Source organism: Kitasatospora sp. NPDC001095, assembly GCF_053598615.1.
In genome coordinates, this window is record NZ_JBSFKQ010000070.1 from 1 (window position 1) to 18,675 (window position 18,675).

The window sequence follows — 18,675 nt, forward strand, 5'->3', positions numbered from 1 at the left end:
TATCTCGGGCCCCCCCCAACTCCCCGCAAACTGGGGCGGGTGGGGGGCGCCCACCCCCCCCTGCCCCCCCCCCGCGGGGCCCGCCCCCGCGCGGCGGGACGACGCTCCGGCCTACCGCGCGGCGAGGCGGCGGCCGAGGTCCTCCAGATAAGGGGCGCCGTAGGCGTCCGTGAGGTCGTCGAGGTCGATCATCGGCGGGATGTCGATGACGGGCTGACGCTCGACGAGGAAGGCCACCGTCTCCTGGACGATCCTGGTCTCGTCCGCGCCGGTGACCTGCGGCAGGTCGAGGACGCCGTCGGTGACCCGGATCCGGGTCTCGGCCTCGACAGCGCCCTCACGGACCCGAACCAGGTGCTCGTGGTCGCCCAGGGGCTCGACCTGGATCTCAACTCCCATGGCAGTCTCCGCCTTTCAGTTCCGCTCGGTTCCGCGTGGCCCGGGCCGCGAGGCCGTGAAGCCGGGAGGCCGTGAAGCCGTGGGGTCGCGGCTACGTGGATGCTAACCCCCCGTCGGCACGGCGCTGGTGCGGGCTGCCCGTACCGGGTTCAGGGCGAGACCGTCTTGCTCGCCAGCACCCTCCCCCGGGCGTCGTACGCGGCGATCCTGATGCCCTGGAGCGGGTCCGCCTCCCGAACATGGGCAGTCGCGTCGCCGGGCCCCCAGAGGTAGCCGGTGGCGTACCCCGGGTCGCCGGGGAGCGAGGCGACGGTGGCCCAGTACGACCGGCCGCCCACCTCGACGGCCATCCGGGCCACCTGTCCGGGCCCGCGGTAGACGAGGTTGTACAGCGCCTCCTGGTACTGCGGGGGGTTCCCGTAGTACTGCATCGTGATCTCGGTCGCGCCCCCCGCCCAGGAGTGCCCGCCGCAGCCCGGACCGCTTCCGTACGCAGGGGCGTCGTGGATGCAGATCTCCTGGTCCTTCAGCTGCATCCACCAGTCCTGGCGGCCCAACGGCAGCTGCCTGCCGGGCTCCACCACCACGGCCTCGGGAGCCGGCCCCTCCGGCAGCCGCGGAGCCTGCGAGGCCGGCCCGACGGCCGTGCCCCCGAGCTGCGCGGACAGCACCGTGGCCGTGCCGGCCACCACGGCGAGCGCGGCCACCACCGCCGACGCGCCCATCGCCACCCGGCGCCGCTGGCGGCGCACGTGGACCCGCACGGGCCCGGCGGACCAGTCCGCCACCGCGACCCGGGCCGCCTCGTCCCGCAGGGCGCCGCGCACCATGTCCTCGGTGTCCATCACCTGTTGCCTCCGTTCGTGCCGTCGATCGTCGAGTCGGTGTCCGCCGCGCGCGCTGCCTGTGGGGCGTACGGAGCCAGCGCCGGGTGGGCGCGCAGTTTCGCCAGGCCCCGGCTGGCCTGGCTCTTCACGTTGCCCGGCGAGCAGCCGAGCACGTCGGCGACCTGGCGCTCGCTCATGTCCTCCCAGTAGCGCAGGACGACCACGGCCCGCTGGCGTTGCGGCAGTTCGGCCAGCGCCTGGAGCAGCACCGAGCGCTCCTCGACCTCGCGGTGGCCGCCGCTGCCCGCGGTGGACGCCCGGTCGGGCAGGACGGGCACGAGCAGTTGCCTGACCCGGCGCCGCCGGTGGCGGCTCAGGTTGTTGTTCACCAGGGCCCGGTGGACGTAGGCGTCCGGCTCGTCCAGGCGGCTGATCCGGGACCAGTTCCTGAAGACCTTCGCGAACGTCGCCTGCACCACGTCCTCGGCCTCGTGGTGGTCGCCGGTGAGCAGGTAGGCGGTGCGCACCAGCCGCCGCCAGCGCGTGGCGGCGAACGCCTCGAAGTCGGGCTCCCACCGGCCGGGGCCGTCGGCGGACACCGTTGCCGTGACGGGCCGGGGCCGGTCCTCCGGTGGGACGTGCAATGTGCTCGCGGTCATCCGATTCCTCTTCGCGTCCACGCGACGGCCCGACCGGACCGCCGCTCTGCCCTACTCACCCCCGCGCCGCGGAAGGGGTTGCACGGCTCGGCCGGCGAGAACGGCCGGCGGGGACGGTCGGTGGGGACAGTCGCGGAGATCGGCGGCGAGAACGAGCGGCGGGGCTCAGCGGCCGGGGCCGTCGGCGATCCGGGCGACGTGGGACAGGACCGCCCCGGCGCCGTCCTCGGCCGCCATGAGCCCGGCGACGGCGGCCGCGCGGCGGCGGACGGGCTCGGCCAGGGCCGCCGTGATCGCGGCGGCGAGGCGTTCGGCGGTGAGCTCCGCGAACGGCACGGGCTCCGGGGCGACCCCCAGCCGGTGCAGCCGCGCCGCCCAGAACGGCTGGTCGGCCATGACGGGCACCGGTACGGCGGGGACGCCGGCTCGCAGCGCCGCGCCGGTGGTGCCCGCTCCGGCGTGGTGGACGACCGCGGCCGTGCGGGGGAAAACCCAGTCATGGGGCACGTCGCCGACGGACAGGACGCCGTCGCCCGCCGCCTCCAGCCCGGCCCAGCCCGCCTGGACCACCGCGCGCACACCCGCCCGCCGCACCGCCGCCGTCACCAGCTCGCCGAGCCGCGCCCCCTCCCCCGGCGCCATGCTGCCGAACCCGATGAACACCGGCGCCGGACCGGCCCTGAGGAAGTCCACCAGTTCGGCCGGGGGCTGCCAGCCCTGTGGCCGGGCGGGCCACCAGAAGCCCGCCACCTCGACCGGGGCCGGCCAGTCCGCCGGGCGCGGCAGCAGCACGGGGCTGTAGCCGTGGACGACCGGACGGGTGTGCCCGAGCGGTTCCGGCGAGGTCGTACCGGGAAGGCCGAGGCGCTCGCGCAGCCGGGCCACGGCCCCCGAGAACAGCCGCTCCGCGCTCCGCAGCCGCTCCTGCCCGGCGGCGAGGTTGCCCTCCGGTCCCAGGTCCCCGCCGCTGGCGGGGCCGGGCAGCGGGAACTCCCCGGTGGCGAAGGCGGGCGTGAGGTACGTGCCGAGGACGGGCACGCCATGGGCCTCCCCGGCCGTCAGACTGAACGGCGACGGGGCGAAGGCGGTGAGCAGCAGGTCGGCCCCGCCGGCCACGGCGTCCGCCACGCCGTCGGCGAGCCCGTCCACGAACGCGGCCGTCACCGCGCGGGTCTCCGCCGGGGACGTCGCACGGGCCCTGTCACGGATGAACGCCTCCGGGTCCCCCGGCACTGGCCGGTGTTCCAGGCCGCAGGACTCGACCAGCGTCGCGAAGGTCGGATGGGCGGCCACGGCGACCCGGTGCCCGGCGTCCACCAGGCGTCGGCCCAGGCCGGTGAACGGAGCGACGTCCCCGCGGGAGCCGGTCGTGACGATCAGAATGCGCATGACGTGATTCTCCACGGCGGACCGGTGCCGGCATCAGGACTCGGCGCCGGCACCGGGGTCCGCCGGCGCCCGTTCCGTGGGCCCTGACCACCGCCGGCTCCCGGCGGGTTCGTCGCGCTGCTCGTACGTCCACACCGCGAGCTGGGTGCGCGAGGCGAACCCCAGCTTGTCCAGGATGCGTTCGACGTGGTTCTCCGCGGTGCGCTGCGCGATCGTCAGGCGCGCCGCGATGTCCTTGTTGGTGAGGCCTTCGGCGACCAGTTCCGCGATCTGGCTCTCGCGCCGCGTCAGTCCCGGCACCCCGGCCGCGTCCTCCAGTACGTAGGCCATCGCCTCGTCCACGGTGGCGCGCGCTCCGCGGCGGAACTCCCGGTCGAAGGCGGCGGCGGGCAGCGCCTCCCGCGCCGCGGCGTCGAAGCGCAGGTGCCGGGCGCGCATGAACGGCGCCGCGCCGAGTCGCCCACCCAGCGACTCCCACAGCAGGTGCAGCACGCCCAGGAGCCGGGCGGTGCGCCGCGGGTCGTCCCGGGTGCTCCACGCGATGACCTCCACGCACATGGCCACGTCCCACCAGTCCTGGAACGGGCGCAGCCGGGCGATGGCCGCCCTGGCGTGCGTGATCGCGTCGGCGGGCGCGTCGGCGCGCAGGGCCAGCAGGGCGCGGGCGAGCAGGGCCATGCCGCGCAGCCATGACTCGTCCTGCGCGCGGGCGGCCTCCTCGACCTCTCGGCACGCCTCGTCGGCCACGGCGGACTGGCCTCCGTAGGCGTTGGCGATGGCGAACTTGACCCGGCATTCGAGGGCCGCGTCGAGGCAGCCGAGCGCGCGGAACTCGCTGTGCGCCCGCGCGAACAGCTCGGCGGCGCTCGCGAAGTCCTCCCGCCAGACGGCGAGGATCCCGTGGTGGTGCCGCACCCAGGCCGACTCCCGCCGGTGTCCGCCCCGGCCGGCCACCGCCTCGCAGGCGGCGAGGGCGCGGCGGACCTCGTCCTCCGGATCGCCCCGCAGGATGCGCAGGTACGTCTCGGTGACCAGGGCCTGTACGCGGACGGCGGCGTCCGGCCCGGCGGCGTCGCCGCCCTCGCTGTGGGCGCGGTCGGCGGCGAGCAGCTGCGACAGCCAGTGGCACCCCTCGGGCAGCAGGCCCGCGGTGATCCAGTAGTGCCGGGGCGACACGGCCAGCGCCAGACCGGCCCGCGCCTGCCCGCGCTCCAGGCAGTACTCCAGGGCCGCGCGCAGGTTCGGGTGGTCCAGGCGCAGCCGCGTGAACCAGTCGACCTGCCGGGGCCCGAACCACTCCCGCCCGGCTCGTGCGGTCAGTTCGGCGTACCGGTCCCGGTGGCGGCCGCGCAGCGCGTCGAGCGAGCCGGACGCGGCCAGCCGCTCGTACCCGTACTCCCGTACCGTCTCCAGCATGTGGTAGCGCGAACGCCCGTTCACCTGGCGGCGGTTGACGATCGACCTGGCCACCAGGCCGTCCAGGGCGTCGAGCAGGGCGGCGGGCGGCAGTTCGGCGTCCGCGCAGACCTGTTCGAGGCCCTCCAGGTCGAACCCGCCGCGGAACACCGAGGCGCGTGCCCAGAGCAGCCGTTCGCGCGCCGTGCACAGGTCGTGGCTCCAGTCGATCAGCGCGCGCAGGGTGCGCTGCCGGTCGGTGGCGACGCTGCTCCCCCCGGTGAGCAGTGCGAACCGGTCGGTGAGCCGCTCCAGGATCTCCTGCGGCGTCAGGCTCCGGATGCGGGCCGCGGCCAGCTCGATCGCGAAGGGCAGCCCGTCCAGGCGGCGTACGAGCTCGGCGACGGCGGCGGCGTCGGCCCTGGTCAGGGTGAAGCCGGGCAGCACGGCGGCGGCCCGGTCGGTGAACAGCGCTACGGCCGGGTTGCCGCTCACGGCGCGCAGGCCGTGGCCGGTACCGGCGTCCGCGTCCGCGTCCGGCACCGGCAAGGGCTCCACGGGGAAGACCTGTTCGCCCGCGATGCCGAGCGGCTGCCGGCTGGTCGCCAGGACCCGCAGCCCGGGCGCGGCACGCAGCAGCGTGTCGGTGAGGCGGGCGCACGCGTCGATCAGGTGCTCGCAGTTGTCCAGCACCAACAGGGCACGCCGCTCGCGCAGCCGGGCGGCGAGGACGGTCGTCGCATCGGCGCCGGGGCGGCCCGGGTTCGCCGCGTCGAGGGTGCCCAGGACGCTGGGGGCGAGCAGCTCCGGGTCCCGCAGGTCGGCGAGTTCGGCCACGTACACGCCGTCGGGGAAGGCGGATCGCGCCGCGCCCGCCGCCACGCGCAGCGCCAACCGGGTCTTGCCCACGCCCCCGGTTCCGCTGAGCGTGACCAGGCGCGCGCCGGAGAGCAACCGGGCGATCCGGGCCGTCTCCGCCCGCCGCCCGATCAACGGCGTCAGTGCGACGTCCGGGCCGGCGAACGTCCCCGTGGCTGCCTCCGATTCCATGGGCCGCCATCTTACGGACGCACGGGAATTGAGTAGTTCTCCCGTTGCCCCGCCGCGCGAACCCGCCCGAGACTCGACAACCGCGGTATCGGGCGATCGAGTGAGGTGTGTGTTGTCGGCAGGCGCGGCAGCGGGGTCGGAGCGGACCGGGCGGCTGGGGCAGCGGGTGTGGACCTACCAGGGGGGCTACGCGCGCAGGCCCCTGAGCGCGTTCTTCGTGCTCCTCATCGTCTTCGTCGTGCTGTGCACCCTCGTCGGCAAGTACTACGACGAGGACTCCTCGTTCCGCCTCGCGTTCTGGGCGGTGGTCGTGGCGGACGTGCTGTCCCTCGCCCTGTGCGTGCGGCACGCCAGGATCCGGATCCGGGAGTACGAGCACGGCTTCGAGCTGCGCCGGCCGGGGCGCCGCACGCTGCGGTACGCGTGGCAGGAGATCGCGTCCGTCGAGTCGACCCGGGTGTCCGTCCACATCAACTTCGCGCACTCGCACGACGTGCTCAAGACCGTGATCCGGCCGTACACGGGCGGCCGGATCCGAATCAGGGGCCTGGACTACATCAAGGTCCGCGAGGAGTGCGGCTTCTGGAGGATGATCTCGAGGCCGCACCCCACCACCGGCGAACGTTTCGTGGCGACCGCGTCGCAGGCCGTCGCCGAGGCCCGTGCGCAACGCCTCGTGGACGAGCTCGGCGCGGGCGGCTCGTTCCGCTGGGGCGCCCTGACCTTCACCGCCGAGGGGATGACGCTCGCCCCCTTCACCGGGCCGGTCGCCTGGTCCCGGATCACCCTCGTCTCCGCGAACCCGAGCAGCGGCGTCCAGCTCGACGTACAGGGGCTGTCCGCGCACGTCGGCAGCCGGGCCCTGTCGGCGCGCGCGACGAAGAAGGGCTACCGCACCAACGGGGACCGACTGGAGGTGTTCGTGCCCGTCCGCCGCCCCGGCTCGGACTACGCGGCGCTGAGCATCCTGCTCGCCTACGGCGCCGCCCTGCACAGCGGGCAGGACGAAGGACAGTAGGGCGGCAGGACGGTAGGGCGGCAGGGCCCGGCCTCAGCGAACCGCCGGATGCCGCGTGGTCCCCCCGGTTCCTGCGGTTCTCCCCCGGGAAGCCGGCCGCCCCGCCGGTGAAGGCCGAGGGCGGCTCGGCCATCCCGCAACTGATGACCGCTCAGATCGTTCCACTCGCACATGACGCATCGATACCGCCGATCGACGGGGGCGGCGCCCCCGTCGATCGACAGGGGGCCGAACGGCCGCCGCCACCAGCGCCCCATGTGCCGAAAAGCACTGGCAGACCGCGCTGATCCGGGAGACGCTGAACTCCATGGCGACAACCCTGATCACCGGCGCCGACAAGGGACTTGGCCGCGAGACCGCCCGCCGCCTGATCGCCGCCGGCCACCTCGTTCTTTGACTTCACACCCGCCGCGCCACGAGCATGGCCGCGACCACCGGGGAGGGCCTGTGACGGAACGCACCGTCCGATTGTCGAAGCGCGGACGACGGAATCGCTTGACCGCCGCAGCGCCCGTAGCCGTTCTCGGTGGCGGCTTCGCGATCAACGCCTGGCTGAACCGGGGCCCCGGCACCGAGGTCCGCGAAGGCCCGGTGGCCGGCCACCCGCTGCTGGTCAGCTCCGACGGCCGCACCCTGACGCTCGACATCGGCTGGGGCTGCGAGAAACAACCCGAGCTCGTGGCCCGCGAGACCGCCGGCGCGGTGAAACTCTCCCTGCGACACACGGTCGACCCGAGGGGCTGCGACCTGGGCGGCCTCGGACGGATCACGGCCCACCTGAACGAACCGCTCGGAACCAGGGCCCTGAACGACGCCACCGGCAAGCCCGCCGTCCACTTCGACGAGCGCGACCTCCGGCGGCCCGCGTTCCTGCCGGAGAACTACTACCCCTACCCCGCGGACAGGATGGTCCACCTGCCCGGCCTGGCCCCGCTCCCGACCGACACCCCGGCCTGGGCCGGCGGATACCGACTCGGAACCGGTCCGGAACGGGGGTCCCTGATCATCAGCCAGACCCTCCGCGGCAGCGCACCACCGGCCGGCCGGGCCACCAGCGTCAAGGGCCACCCCGCGACCATCACACCGGCGGACCCCAACGGCGGGCCCCGTTCGGTGACGTGGTCGGACGGGACGTACACCTTCGTGGTCACCACCGGCGGCCCGCCACGCCTCTCGGACGAGGAACTCGTCCACGTCGCGGAGAACCTGGGGTAGCCGACACCACGACCGGCACCACCCTGGCCACGGGCCGCCCGGTCCTCGACGTCGGGAACTGCGCCGCCACGGGGCGTCGTCCGGACCACCGGCGCGCACGTCGTCACGGCCGGCTACAGCGGTGACACGGTCTACGAGGGCAACAGCGGGAACCCCGAGACCATCACGGTGACGGTGGCCCCCTGAGGACGCCGCGGGAGCGCCGCTCCCCGGTTCGACGTCCGCCGGTCAGGCCCGCTCGGTCTTCCACTCCCGGGCGAGCGTCGCGTAGACGTACTCGCTGCCCCAGCGCTCGCCGTCGAGGTCGTTCTCGACGAGGTGCGCCTCCCTGCGCATGCCGAGGCGCTCACAGACCCTCATCGACCCGGTGTTGAGCACGTCGAGACGGGCGAAGATCCGGTGGGCACCCAGCTCGGCGAAGGCCAGCGCGGCCACCGCGCGCGCCGCCTCCGTCGCGTAACCCCGGCCGCCGTACTCCGGGTTGAAGGACCAGCCGATCTCGACCTGGCGCGCCGACGCGCTCGCGAGCTTCAGCACGACCTCACCGACGACCTTCGCCTCGCCGGCCGGGCAGACGGCGACCACCAGGTCGTCGCCGTCCTCGGACCACGCGGTGCCGGCCGCCCGCCGCGTCAGGCTCTGCACGCACTGTGCACGGGTGAGCGGCGGCCGGTAGAGGTAGCGGGCGACCTCGGGCAGGCCCTGGAAGGCGTGCAGGTCGTCGAGGTCATCCGGCGTGAACGGACGCAGCAGGAGCCGTTCGGTGCTGACGGGCAGCAGCGAGAGCACGGTCATCGATCGTTTCCTCCCCGAGAACTGCCCGCCAGCCTAACCGGCCGGACCGCGAAGCCCACTCCGATTAACGGCCGCCAGGCCGCCATCGGCCGCCGTGGGCCGCCGCGGGCCGCCGGACCTGAGTACACGTACTCAGGCCATCCCCGCGGCCGTGCGACAGAATCGGCCGCCGGAACGAGATCGCGGAGGGGACGGCGGGAGCGTGGGCATGCCCTGGGGGACGCCGCGGCGGATCGACGGAATCGCCTGCTGGCGGGCGGTCGTGGGATCCCGGACGGCCAGGTCGGCGCTGGTGGGGGCCGGGCTCGGCGCGGTGGCGCTCCTGCTCACCGCACTGCCGTGGCAGCGCCTCCTCCCGTGCGATCCGCAGCAGGGGTGGAGCTGCCTGGGGTGGGCGCTGCTGCTCGCCCCGGCGGCCGCCCTCCTCGTCTTCCTGACGAGCTGGCTGGCGCTGCGGCTGGCGGGCGTCCGGCCGGCCTGGCGGGTGGCCGCCGCGGCCGTCGTCCTCTCCTGGCTGCAGTTCGAGCTCGAGGCCCGGGCCGGGGCCTGGAGCCTGCCGGACGGACTGCTGCCACTCGCCGACGCGGTGCTGTTCGCGATCGCGGCTGCCCTGACCGCGCCCGGGCCGCTCCTGTGGCGGCGCTGGGTCGTGCTGCTGGTCGTCCTCGCCCTGCTCTGGCCGCTCTCGGCGCTTCTCGGGGACCACCGCGCGGACGACCGTGCCCGGAACGAACTCACCGACGTGGGCGTCCCGTTGTACGCACCCGATGTCGCCGGTTACCGCCTGCGGACTCCGCTGACCAGCAAGCCCGGCTCGTGGTTCGGTTTCCTCCTGCTGCCCGACCGGCAGGGCGTCAACCCCGACGACCTGAACCGCTGGGCCATCCGGGTGACCGTGGAGCCCTTGACGCCCGCCTTCAGGCCACCCGTCTGCGATGCGACGAGCCTCGGCAGCACGGTCAGAGCCGAAGGCTGCGAACAGGTCTCGCCCGACGCCTGGCGCAGGGCCAATCCCTATGTCGTCTTCTACTTCGTCCGCCGCGACGACTACCTGATCGTCATGTCGGCGGACGGAAAGGAGAACACCGAAGCCGATCTGCGCAAGCTGGCGTCGACGCTGTCCGTCCGAACCCCCGACTACTTCCTCCGCTGAGCCGCCCGCGCTCCCGGTGGTCCTCCGGGGCCGACACGAGCCGCTGTCCTCCCGTACGACAGCCGCCCGCCCCGTCCACCTAAGCTGTCCCCACGCGGTGACCGGGGAGGGACAGCGGGTGGATCGGTACAACGTCACGAACACCATCGACGGGGGAACCCAGAAGACGGTCATCCAGGTCGGCCAGGTCGGCTCGATGACGGTCCGGACAGCCCCCGCCCCGGCCGCCCCCGCCCCGCCGAGCGACCCGTGGGTCCGCGCCGTCCTGGACTCCGGAATCTGGGCCCACGCAGCGCAGCGCGACACCGAGCCCCACCGGCGACACGCCGCCCGGCTGGCCGAACGGCTGGCCACCGTCCGGGACGGCGCCGAGCAGCACACCGCCGGGGACCCCTGGGCCGACCCCGGGTTCGCGACGCGGTTCGCGGACCGCGTGGAGTGGCTGCTCGGTGAGCCCGACGGCGCGCTCGACCTCTACCCGGCCGAGGCCGGACTGCTCGTCCTGCTGCCCTACCTCTACCAGACCCACCAACTCCTGCTCACCGCCTCCCGACTCGAGGCCGACCCCACCGACCTGCGGCCACGGCACGGAGCGACCGGATGGCGCGCCGGCTACCAGTCCTTCCTGACCGGCCACGACCTGCTGGTGAACCGGGCCGAACTGCGCCCGCAGGCAGCATCGGCGACCGGCTGGTGGCTGTACCGCCACTGGCTCGCGCAGGACGACAAGGGCATGGCGGCCCTGGCCGCCCTCGAAGCCGAACTCACCGCGGACAGCGGTCCGTTGACCGAGGCCGTGGGCATCCGGCGCCTGGCCAGGCTCCTCGCCGGCCTACGGATCGGCGCCGACATCTGCAACCCCGAGCACCTCGGCCAGCTGGAGGCCGACGAACTCCTGCCCGGCCCCGGCCGCCAGCGCATTCGCGAGCGGCGGGCCGGCCTGCTGCTGGCCGTCGCCTACGGCGCCGCGATCGAACCCGCCGTGCTCCCCGACACGGTGGTCGAGCACATCGGGGTCCCGAACCCGGTCGATCTCGACGGGCTGCGGCGGACCCTGGCCACGACGGCGTGGGGCGGCTCCCCCGAGCTGCCGGTCCTCAAGGCGGTCTGCGAGCACGAGGCCGTCGTGGAGGCCCTGCGCGAGCACGCGGCGCGCCTGGACGGGCTGCTCCTCGCAGTCGGGCGCGCCGTGCCCGACCGGATCGCCCAGCCCATGCCGCCCCTGCCCACGCGGATCTCCGCAGACGGCGTCGTCCCGGCGGAGGGGACCTTCACCAGCGGCGCACGGTTCCGGCTCGACGACCGCCGGGTGCGCGGCCTGCTGACCGGCACCCAGCTCTACAAGGACCGCGACCTCGCCGTACGCGAGCTGTACCAGAACGCCCTCGACGCCTGCCGCTACCGCAGGGCCAGAACCCAGTACCTGGAGCGCTCCGGCCGGCCCTTCCACCCGTACGAGGGCCGGATCGACTTCGTCCAAGGCGTCGACGAGGACGGCCGCGAGTACCTGGAGTGCACCGACGACGGCATCGGCATGGGCGAGGCGGAGCTGCGCGGCGTGTTCTCCAACGCCGGCGTCCGCTTCGCCGAGCAGCCCGACTTCCTGCTGGAGCAGGCGCAGTGGGAACGCGTCGAACCCCCGGTCCGGCTCCACCCCAACAGCCGGTTCGGAATCGGCGTCCTGTCGTACTTCATGCTCGCGGACGAGATCCGGGTGGAGTCCTGCCGCATGGGGCTCGACGGCATGCCAGGACCGCTGGTGGAGGCGCACATCCTCGGGCCCAACCACCTGTTCCGGATCGTCGAGAAGGAGGAGAGTAGCGGTAAACCCGGCACCCGGGTGCGGCTCTACCTGCGGGAGCGGCGCCGCTCCTGGTCCGGGCTGAACGCCCTCGCCAAGGTGCTGTGCATCGCCGAGTTCCCGACGGCGGCGCAGCACGGCGGGCGGAGAAGGGAGTGGAAGCCGGGGGTGTTCGGACGGTCGGGTATCGGAGCGGGCGACCGCCTGGTGGAATGGACCGACAGCCCCGAGGGCGCGCAGGTGATCTGGTGCAAAGATGGCGGCCAACTGCTGGTGGACGGCCTTCGGATCGAACCGCACGAGCGCGTCGGGGTGCTGTCAGGCGACCGGGGTGTCGTGGTGAACCTGAGCGGGGACCACGCCCCGAGACAGCTCAGCACCGATCGTCTCACGGTGCTCGAGGACGTGTCCCCCCGCGTCGAGGAACTGCTGGCGGGCGCGGCACCCGCCCTGGTGGCGAGCGGAGCGAAGTTCTTCACCCCGACGTGGCTGCGGAACGTCACCGAGAGCAGCCCGCGGACAGCGGATCTGGTGGCGGAGGCGGCCTACGGGTCCGGAGCCGGCTTCCGTAAGCACGGACAACCGACGGATCTCGCCACAGCCGGTTGGTTCCCACTGGACCAGGCGATCCACGAAGGCCTCCTGACAACCAACAGCCGCACGCCACGACCGACGGACACGGGCTTCCACGCGCTACCCGACCACATCCTGCTCTGGCGGATGCTCGCCCACGGAAGCACCGATCTGCTGCGTCAGCTCGTCGAACTGGTACCGGAACTGGCTGGCCCGCACCGCGTGGCCAGGGCTTGGCCGTCGGACCTGGAGGTGCTCACCGGAAACCGGGGTTTCGCCCACACCGGACGGGCGGACGTGTTCACTGCCGCTCGTCGCCTCGGCTGTAGTCCGGCCGGCCCAGCGGAACGGCGGAGGCTCTTCGGAGTGGACGACCTCGTTGTCGCCGAGACTGCCGACTCGAATGACCGGGACGGTTCGGACATGCGCTGGATCGATGACCAGCACGGTCGCCGCCGCTCGTTCGAATCGATCGGCGGCCTGCTGGAGGTCGGCGCGACGCTCGGAGTGAGCGCGGCGCAAGCGGCGGCACGGCTGCGAGCGTACGGCATAGCCGTCGTGCCCGAGGATCTGCCGGAAGGCGCCCCTGACGAGACGGATCTCCAACTGCTCTACCGGGACGGCGAAGTCGCCATGGGCAACCCGATCTGGAACGACGGGCCCGTACCACCCGGCCACGTGGCCCAGGCCGCTCTACAGACCGGACTGAGCCCGCTGGAGGTCCGGCGTCGACTCGAACACTATGGCCTGACGGTGGAGCCGTTCGAGTTTCCCGAGCGACCGGACGAGATGTATGTCGACTGGCTCAGCCGGGACCACGACGGGATGTGGCCGTGGGCGAGTGCCGCCGGGCCACTTCCGCCCTGGCAGCTGATGTCCGCTCAGGAATGGTCGGGCATGTCCGCCGACGACGTGCGGGCCGAGTACGAGCGCCTCGGCTTCACCCTGCCGCCACGGCCGAACTGCCGGGAGTCGCTGGACGACTTCGACCTGCTGGCCGGTGAGTGGGAGGTCGACTGGTCGCCCTTCCGAACGGACCGTGCCCCGACCTTCCACCAGCTCATGGAGGTGGCGGAGAATCTGGGGCTCAGCCTGCGGGCACTGACCAGCCGGCTGGCCGCGTACGGGGTGCGAACGGGCATGGTCCTGCCACCGCGCCCGACCGAGCTCGATCGCGAACTGTTCCGCTACGAGGACATGGCCCAGAGCATCTCGGACGACGACGTCTGGTGGTACTGGCTGAGCCCGGACGACGAGATCCCGTTCTACCTGCTGGTCCTTGCCGCCAGGGACCTGGGCCGACGTCCCCGGGAACTGGCGGCCCGGCTGCGCTCCTACGGTCTGCGCGTGTCCCGCGACGACCTCCCGCCCGGTCTCACCCATGGAGCGGCCCTGCGTCTGCTGACGGCCGACGGTCTGGTGATGCCCGGCCCGAAGGACCCGCCGATGCTGCTCGCTCATCTCGTCCGCGTCGCCCGATGTGTCGACCTGCCCGTGCAGGAGACAGCCCAGCACCTCCGCGACCTCGGCGTCCACGTCGGTGACCTCGCGGCCACCGTGCGGGCGGCTCTGGCACGCGTGCCGCTCGCCTGACCGGCCAGGACGTCCCCGGCGTAGCACCGCAGGCCCCGCGCCGGGACCGGCCGGACCCTGCCGAAGTCGGCGTTCGGTGGTGCCATGGAAGTACGAACGGCCGGGTCCACGGGCTCGGCCCCGTACCGAGTCAGTCGGATACCGAAAGTCACCGACGGCAACGCCTCACCGACCGAGGAGTCCCACCATGACCTCCGAAAGCCCCGACGACCCCGGCGCTCCCGTCGTCCTCGGCGTCGACGCCCACGAAACCGGCTCGATGGCCGCCGCCTGGGCCGCCGACGAGGCCGCCCGCAAGGGCCTGCCGCTGCGGCTGGTGCACGCCGTGCCGTCGCTGTATCGCGAGTTCCGCCCGTTCGACGAGGGCCGCTACCACAAGGCCCTGCGCGAGCGGGCCGACCGGGCGCTCGACCGGGCCGCCGCCGTCGCCCGGCAGCGCCACCCCGGGCTGGCCGTGACCGCCGTCGTGGCCGAGGACGTCCCGGCGCCCGCGCTGTGTCGGGAGTCCCGCCGGGCCTCGCTCGTCGTCCTCGGCTCCCGGCGGCTGAGCCGGGTGGAGGAGGCGCTGAGCACGTACTCGGTGGCCGTGCCGGTCAGCGCCCAGGCGCACTGCCCGGTGGTCGTGGTCCGCGACCCCGAGCACACCACCCAGGACCCGCCGTACGTGGTGCTCGGCGTGGACGGCAGCCCGTCCTCGGAACCCGCCGTCGACTTCGCCTTCGCGTACGCGGACGAGCGCCGGGCCGCACTGCGCGTCCTGTGGGTCTGGCAGCGCCCGCCGGCCGGCAGCCCGGACGAGCCCGCCACCGAGCAGTTGCTGCACCGCCTGCTCTTCGAGTCCACCGCGGGACGCCACGAGCACCACCCGGACGTGACCGTGACCCACGAGGTCGTGCACGGCCACCCGGTCGAGGAGCTGGCCCGCGCCGGCGAGCACGCCCTCGCCGTGGTCGTCGGCCGGCGCGGCAACGGCGGGTTCACCGGCATGCGCCTCGGCTCCGTCCCCCACGGCCTGCTCCGCCGCGCCCACTGCCCGGTCGTCACCGTGCCCGCTCACCCGCAGTGAGCCCGGACCGGCCGCGTCCTGCGTTCGGCCCCCACTCGCTCCGCCACTTCCGCCCCTGAGGAGTCCGCCAGTGACCGACCACACCCGCACCCACCTGCTCACGGCCATCGACCTCGCGGCCTCCGCCCGCGCCCACGGCAACCACCCCTTCGGCGCGCTGCTGACCGACCTGGACGGAGGCGTCCTGCTCACGGCCGAGAACACCGTGCTGACGGACCACGACGTCACCGCCCACGCGGAGACCAACCTGGTCCGGCAGGCCTGCCGCACCCTGGCCCCGCACCTGCTCAACGGGACCGTCCTGTACAGCAGCACCGAGCCCTGCGCGATGTGCGCCGGAGCGATCTACTGGAGCGGCATCCGGCAGGTCGTCTACGCGCTCTCCGCCAGCGACCTGAACGCCATCGCCGGGGTGGACCCGGACGAACCGGTGCTCGACCTGCCCTGCCGCCAGGTCTTCGCCGCCGGCGGCAGCACCGTGGCGGTCTCCGGCCCGCACCTCTTCGAGGAGGCCTCCGCCGTGCACACGGGGTACTGGGGCTGACGGACGACGGAATGGGAGGACAGCCCCCGGACGCGCCGCAGGCCGAGCGGCGCGGGGGGGCACGAGTGGCACGAGTGGCAGGAGACGGCGATGAGCACGACGGAACCCCTCCCCACGGAGACCGACGCCTGGGTGGTGGACCGCCCGGGGCCGGTCGGCGGTCCCGGGCCGGGACCACTGGCGTGGCAGCGGCGGCCGCTGGAGGCGCCCGGGCCGCGGGAGATCCTGGTGGAGGTGGAGGCCTGCGGGGTGTGCCGCACCGACCTCCACCTCGCGGAGGGGGACCTCTCCCCCAGGACGGCCCGGTGCACCCCCGGGCACGAGGTGGTCGGCCGCGTGCTCACGGTCGGCGCGGACGCCGAGGGGTTCGGCGTCGGGGACCGGGCCGGGGTGGCCGGGGCCGCAGGCGCGGCGGGCGTACGACGCGCCGAAGGAGGACTTCCCCGGGGTGGGCCCGGCGCGGATCAGCCGGGCAGGGAGGCGAACGCCACGCTCGCGGACTTCGTCTGCGCGAGCACGAGCAGTCGCTTCGACACCGTGTCGTAGCGCAGCCCGAGCGAGGTGAGGGTGGGCAGCACCTCCTGGGGCCTCTTCAGCTCCGGCAAGAACTTTCGGCTTCCCCTGGCACGGCCAGGGATGAGGACGAGGGGACCCCGCCCGGCGGGCGGGGTCAGCCGAGGTCGAAGGTGTTCGGCAGGCCGAGGCGGTAGCGGGCCTCGTCGACCAGCTTGAGCGGTTCCAGCTCCGGGGGCCGGAACAGGCCCCAGACCCGGCAGCGTTCGGCGGTCGAACCGTCCGCGTCCAGCAGGGCGTTGACGGCGCGGCGCGCGGACTCGTTGGCGCCCTCCATGGTGGCCAGGTCGACCTCGGTGCGGACGTAGTCGCCGGCCAGGAAGAAGTTGCCCACCGCGGTCGTGGCGGAGGGCCGGCGGTAGAGCGTTCCGGCGGGGTGGACCAGCAGTTGCTCGCGGTTGGCCGGCGCCGGCCCGCCCAGACCGGTGACGGCCGGGTCGAGGAACCACGAGTGCACGTCCGCGTCGGCCGGCCACCCGGCACCGGGCCGGTCGAAAGCCCGCCGGCACTGCGCCCAGACCTCGCGGGCCACCTCCTCGCGGGTGCACTCCTTGGCCGTGCGGCCGTAGAGGATCCCGGGCCTGTCCCACTCCGAGACGCAGACCGACAGGCAGTCGCGCACCGTTCCGTCGCCGTAGGCGGCCGCGAAGTCCCGGTCCCAGAACTGCGCCTGGCCGACCGCGGTGAGCGACCACGGGGAGTCCAGGCAGACGGCGTGGCCGTGCACCGACCGCACCGGGCGGCGCAGGTAGAACTGGATGCCCGTCATCCAGTCCGTGCCGATCGCGTCGCAGCGCGCCAACTGCGGATCGGCGGCGCGCAGTTGCGGGCCCCAGGTGGCGCGGGCGTGCTCGACCGGCAACGCACTGAGGTAGTGGTCGGCCCGTACGGTCTCGGGGTCGCCGCCGCCGGCCGGTGCCACCCGCACCCCGGCGATCCCGCCCTCGGCGTACAGCACCTCCAGCACCTCGGTCCCGGTGCGGAACTCGACGCCCAGCGAGGCGAGATGGGCTGCCCACGGGTCGATCCAGGCCTCGCTGGTGGGGCCGTTCAGCACCCGGTCGGGCTGTCCGTCGCCGCCGCGCCCGAGCAGGCCGTTCAGCAGGAAGGCCTCGACGACGGTGCGGGCCACCGTACGGGTGCTGGCCTGCTCGGCCCGGGTCGCGACCAGGTCCCGGGTCAGGCCGACCCCGAGCAGGCGCTGGTAGTCGTGGGACATCCGCCCGGCCCCGATGAAGTCCCACCACGGCACCCGCTCCCACTGCTGCTCGCGGCGCAGGTCGCAGCTGGTCAGGTGGACCAGGAGCCGGTCCACGAAGTAGGCCAGCTCGTCGGCGGGCAGGTGCAGCACCTCGTCCAGCGCACCGGCCAGGATCCGCCGCAGGCTGTCCGGGGCCAGGTCACCCAGGTCGAGCGGCCGGGTGAGGGACCGGAACGGGAGCAGCAGGCCCGGGCGCGGGGCGTCGAAGGCCAGCAGCGCCTGGGTGGCGGCGCGCAGGTTGTCGTGGACGCCACCGGGGTTGCCGGGGACGGGGATGCGGCGCAGGGTGTCCGGCAGGTTGCGGTAGAAGCCGGGGAAGAACCGGAAGCCGTGCTCCCCCGGCAGCGCCAGCCGGCCGCCGGCCGCACTGCCCGGCACGTCCATGCTCCTGGCCTTGCCCCCGAGCGCTGCGTGGTATTCGTACACCGTCACCCGGTAGCCGCGCTCGGCGAGTTCGTGCGCCGCGCTCAACCCGGACACCCCGCCGCCCAGGACCGCCACGCTCCGCCCCGGGCCGCCGCGGGTGCCGGCGCCCGCGGCGCGCGGAAGCGCGGCGGCACCGGCCGCTTGCCCGACAGCCATGGCGCCGCCCAGCGCGGCGGCCCCGGCGAGGAACTGGCGGCGCGTCCGCCCGTTCGCCGCGGCCTCCGGCAGGCCTTCCGTCGACCCCATGATGCGCGCACCTCCACTCCCTGGCCGCACCGGACGGCGGGTGCGGCCCCCGGTGTGCAACGACCGGAACCGGCGCCGGTCACCACCCGTCGCCGGCCCGGTTGCGGGGCCGGCGCGGGTGTGGCGGCCGGGGACGGTGGGGTCGTCCTCCGGCATGGTGGTCTCGCGCAGGCCGAGGGGCCGGACGATCCGGCGGTCGACCTCCTGCTGCCAACTGCGTCCGGTGATCCTCTCGATGAACATTCCGCGCAGGATGTAGTCGGTGTTGGAGTAGTGCCAGTCCACACCTCGGTGCTGCGGTTCCTGGAGCGGTTCACCGGGGTCCGGTCGGCCACCGTCACCGACTGGCGTCGCCGCACCTTCGGGGACCTGACCTCGGCCTTCCAGTTCCATCGCGGCGTGCGCCGGGCCCCGGCGCCGCCCGCGACCGCCGCGCAACTCGAACTGGCCGAGTACGAGGTGGCGCACTGTCCGGCGCCCACCCTGCCGGGCGCGGGCCGGCAGTTCCCCGTCCAGGAGCCGGGCTACCGTCCGCACCTGCCCCATGGACCCCACGGGCCCCACGGCCTCGGTAGCGCTCGACCGCTTTCGGCCCGGGGCCGGGCCCGGGTCTTGATCCGGGTCCAGACCCGAGCCCCGGGCCGGGCCCCGGGCCCCGGGCCCGGCTCACACCGTGCCGCAGGTGTGGAAGC

General features: G+C 74.1%; 14 protein-coding genes and 2 pseudogenes. 9 read left to right on the plus strand and 7 right to left on the minus strand.

Annotation, left to right across the window (positions count from 1 at the left end; all coding sequences use genetic code 11):
* Window positions 1–111: 111 nt before the first annotated feature.
* From ACWDBB_RS33655 to ACWDBB_RS33675, 5 genes are all read right to left on the minus strand, one after another.
* Window positions 112–399 carry a hypothetical protein gene (locus ACWDBB_RS33655; RefSeq protein ID WP_449793207.1) on the minus strand — a complete coding sequence of 96 codons (288 nt, stop codon included), beginning with the start codon at window positions 397–399 and terminating at the stop codon, window positions 112–114.
* A 149-nt stretch (window positions 400–548) separates the two neighbouring features.
* Entirely contained in the window at window positions 549–1,247 is a 699-nt protein-coding gene (locus tag ACWDBB_RS33660) for a hypothetical protein (RefSeq protein WP_449793208.1), read from the minus strand.
* Window positions 1,244–1,885 carry a SigE family RNA polymerase sigma factor gene (locus ACWDBB_RS33665; RefSeq protein WP_449793209.1) on the minus strand — a complete coding sequence of 214 codons (642 nt, stop codon included), beginning with the start codon at window positions 1,883–1,885 and terminating at the stop codon, window positions 1,244–1,246. The genes ACWDBB_RS33660 and ACWDBB_RS33665 overlap by 4 nt, the downstream gene beginning before the upstream one ends.
* A 165-nt stretch (window positions 1,886–2,050) precedes the next feature.
* Window positions 2,051–3,274 (minus strand): glycosyltransferase, encoded by a 1,224-nt coding sequence (locus tag ACWDBB_RS33670; RefSeq protein WP_449793210.1) that lies wholly within the window; start codon window positions 3,272–3,274, stop codon window positions 2,051–2,053.
* 33 nt (window positions 3,275–3,307) lie between these two features.
* On the minus strand, window positions 3,308–5,719 hold the full coding sequence (locus ACWDBB_RS33675) for an ATP-binding protein (RefSeq protein WP_449793211.1): 2,412 nt from the start codon (window positions 5,717–5,719) through the stop codon (window positions 3,308–3,310).
* Between the two features lie 166 nt (window positions 5,720–5,885).
* Between ACWDBB_RS33675 and ACWDBB_RS33680 the strand changes: the two genes are divergently transcribed.
* The 3 genes and pseudogenes from ACWDBB_RS33680 (at window position 5,886) to ACWDBB_RS33690 (ending at window position 7,952) form a co-directional block, all read left to right on the plus strand.
* Complete coding sequence (locus ACWDBB_RS33680) at window positions 5,886–6,737, plus strand: hypothetical protein (protein WP_449793212.1); 852 nt, start codon at window positions 5,886–5,888, stop codon at window positions 6,735–6,737.
* A gap of 307 nt (window positions 6,738–7,044) precedes the next feature.
* Window positions 7,045–7,128: pseudogene (locus ACWDBB_RS33685) on the plus strand (short-chain dehydrogenase); the annotation flags it as partial.
* Between the two features lie 104 nt (window positions 7,129–7,232).
* Window positions 7,233–7,952: a hypothetical protein gene (locus ACWDBB_RS33690; protein WP_449793213.1), complete on the plus strand. Its 720-nt coding sequence runs from the start codon at window positions 7,233–7,235 to the stop codon at window positions 7,950–7,952.
* 228 nt (window positions 7,953–8,180) lie between these two features.
* Here ACWDBB_RS33690 and ACWDBB_RS33695 read toward each other — a convergent pair whose 3' ends face one another.
* On the minus strand, window positions 8,181–8,747 hold the full coding sequence (locus tag ACWDBB_RS33695; RefSeq protein WP_449793214.1) for a GNAT family N-acetyltransferase: 567 nt from the start codon (window positions 8,745–8,747) through the stop codon (window positions 8,181–8,183).
* Window positions 8,748–8,955: 208 nt separating this feature from the next.
* Between ACWDBB_RS33695 and ACWDBB_RS33700 the strand changes: the two genes are divergently transcribed.
* From ACWDBB_RS33700 to ACWDBB_RS33720, 5 genes are all read left to right on the plus strand, one after another.
* Window positions 8,956–9,900, plus strand: a complete 945-nt coding sequence (locus tag ACWDBB_RS33700; protein ID WP_449793215.1) for a hypothetical protein — start codon at window positions 8,956–8,958, stop codon at window positions 9,898–9,900.
* A 118-nt stretch (window positions 9,901–10,018) separates the two neighbouring features.
* The gene (locus ACWDBB_RS33705) at window positions 10,019–13,867 is read left to right on the plus strand and encodes a wHTH domain-containing protein (protein WP_449793216.1); all 3,849 of its coding nucleotides are present in this window, start codon (window positions 10,019–10,021) and stop codon (window positions 13,865–13,867) included.
* A 187-nt stretch (window positions 13,868–14,054) separates the two neighbouring features.
* Window positions 14,055–14,933 carry a universal stress protein gene (locus ACWDBB_RS33710; RefSeq protein WP_449793217.1) on the plus strand — a complete coding sequence of 293 codons (879 nt, stop codon included), beginning with the start codon at window positions 14,055–14,057 and terminating at the stop codon, window positions 14,931–14,933.
* A gap of 70 nt (window positions 14,934–15,003) precedes the next feature.
* Window positions 15,004–15,477 carry a nucleoside deaminase gene (locus tag ACWDBB_RS33715; RefSeq protein ID WP_449793218.1) on the plus strand — a complete coding sequence of 158 codons (474 nt, stop codon included), beginning with the start codon at window positions 15,004–15,006 and terminating at the stop codon, window positions 15,475–15,477.
* Window positions 15,478–15,567: 90 nt separating this feature from the next.
* Window positions 15,568–16,023, plus strand: a complete 456-nt coding sequence (locus ACWDBB_RS33720) for an alcohol dehydrogenase catalytic domain-containing protein (RefSeq protein WP_449793219.1) — start codon at window positions 15,568–15,570, stop codon at window positions 16,021–16,023.
* Between the two features lie 124 nt (window positions 16,024–16,147).
* Here ACWDBB_RS33720 and ACWDBB_RS33725 read toward each other — a convergent pair whose 3' ends face one another.
* Window positions 16,148–18,268 carry an FAD-dependent oxidoreductase gene (locus ACWDBB_RS33725; protein ID WP_449793220.1) on the minus strand — a complete coding sequence of 707 codons (2,121 nt, stop codon included), beginning with the start codon at window positions 18,266–18,268 and terminating at the stop codon, window positions 16,148–16,150.
* Here ACWDBB_RS33725 and ACWDBB_RS33730 point away from each other — a divergent pair.
* A pseudogene (locus ACWDBB_RS33730) lies at window positions 18,266–18,523 on the plus strand (phospholipase); the annotation flags it as partial. The gene ACWDBB_RS33725 and the pseudogene ACWDBB_RS33730 overlap by 3 nt on opposite strands.
* Between the last annotated feature and the right edge of the window lie 152 nt (window positions 18,524–18,675).

Excerpts from the sequence above, each read along its gene's own strand:
- ACWDBB_RS33670 (WP_449793210.1), bottom strand. The coding sequence starts at position 3,274 with ATGCGCATTCTGATCGTCACGACCGGCTCCCGCGGGGACGTCGCTCCG.
- ACWDBB_RS33710 (WP_449793217.1), top strand. The coding sequence starts at position 14,055 with ATGACCTCCGAAAGCCCCGACGACCCCGGCGCTCCCGTCGTCCTCGGC.
- ACWDBB_RS33720 (WP_449793219.1), top strand. The coding sequence starts at position 15,568 with ATGAGCACGACGGAACCCCTCCCCACGGAGACCGACGCCTGGGTGGTG.
- ACWDBB_RS33665 (WP_449793209.1), bottom strand. The coding sequence starts at position 1,885 with ATGACCGCGAGCACATTGCACGTCCCACCGGAGGACCGGCCCCGGCCC.
- ACWDBB_RS33700 (WP_449793215.1), top strand. The coding sequence starts at position 8,956 with ATGCCCTGGGGGACGCCGCGGCGGATCGACGGAATCGCCTGCTGGCGG.
- ACWDBB_RS33695 (WP_449793214.1), bottom strand. The coding sequence starts at position 8,747 with ATGACCGTGCTCTCGCTGCTGCCCGTCAGCACCGAACGGCTCCTGCTG.
- ACWDBB_RS33675 (WP_449793211.1), bottom strand. The coding sequence starts at position 5,719 with ATGGAATCGGAGGCAGCCACGGGGACGTTCGCCGGCCCGGACGTCGCA.
- ACWDBB_RS33655 (WP_449793207.1), bottom strand. The coding sequence starts at position 399 with ATGGGAGTTGAGATCCAGGTCGAGCCCCTGGGCGACCACGAGCACCTG.